This window comes from Nocardioides aequoreus (assembly GCF_000720335.1).
GTDB lineage: Bacteria > Actinomycetota > Actinomycetes > Propionibacteriales > Nocardioidaceae > Marmoricola > Marmoricola aequoreus.
The window spans coordinates 1-1,065 of the sequence record NZ_JOJN01000031.1; the positions used below are offsets into that span (position 1 = coordinate 1).

Consider the following 1,065-nt stretch of genomic DNA (forward strand, 5'->3'; position numbering starts at 1 on the left):
TCCTGGGTTCCAGATTTGGTGGCTAACTGACGGCCTTCACGAAAGGCTGAGAGCCATGCCTCGTCCCTATCCGCCGGAGTTCCGGGCGCGCGCCATCGCGCTGGTCCGGGCCGGCAAGCAGGCCAAGCAGACCGCGGTCGAGCTCGACATCCATCCAGTCACGCTGTCGAAGTGGCTGCGCCAAGACGACATCGACAACGGGCTCCGCCCAGGAGTTCCCTCGAGCGAGTCCGCTGAGCTGCGAAGCACAAGCGAACTCCCAGCACACCCAGGCAGCTGCGCCGCGAGTGGCTCACCGGCCTCATCCGCGAGGTCCACGTCGCGTCCAGGGGCACCTACGGCTATCGCCGGATCCATGCCGAGCTCACGATGGCGATGGGGATCCAGGTCTGCCAGCGGACTGTCTCGGTCCTGATGACGCAGGCGGGGATCTACGGCCTGCCCGGGCCTACCCGCGTTAAGCGCCTGCGTGGCGTCGTGACGGCAGACGACTTGGTGAACAGGAAGTTCCACCGGATCAGGCCCAACGAGCTGTGGGTCACCGACATCACCCAGCACCGCACCAGAGAAGGGTGGCTCTACTGCGCCGCGGTGCTCGACGCCTACAGCCGCCGGATCGTCGGCTGGTCCATCGACTCCCGCCAGGACTCAACATTGGTGGTCAATGCCCTCGACATGGCCATCCGCAATCGCCGTCCTGAGCCGGGCGGGATCGTCCACGCTGACCACGGCACCCAGTTCACCTCGTGGGTGTTCGGCGAGAAGATCCGCTCCGCCGGCCTGCTGCCGTCCTTCGGCACAGTCGGCGACGGCCTGGACAACGCCATGATGGAGAGCTTCTGGTCCTCGATGCAGATCGAGCTTCTCAACCGCAAGAAGTGGAAGACCCGCGTCGAGCTGGCGAACGCGATCTTCGACTACATCGAGATCTTCCACAACCGCCAACGACGGCACTCAGCGCTCGGCTATCGCACCCCGATCGAGTACGAACTACGCTCCGAAAACGAACCCATCCCCGCTGTCAGTTAGCCACCGCGGATGGAGCCCAAACGGTAGGTCAGGTCA

1 pseudogene is annotated in these 1,065 nt (G+C 64.8%); it reads left to right on the forward strand.

The window, feature by feature from the left end:
• Positions 1 to 55: 55 nt before the first annotated feature.
• Positions 56 to 1,029, forward strand: a pseudogene (locus IG63_RS22450) (IS3 family transposase).
• Positions 1,030 to 1,065 lie beyond the last annotated feature (36 nt).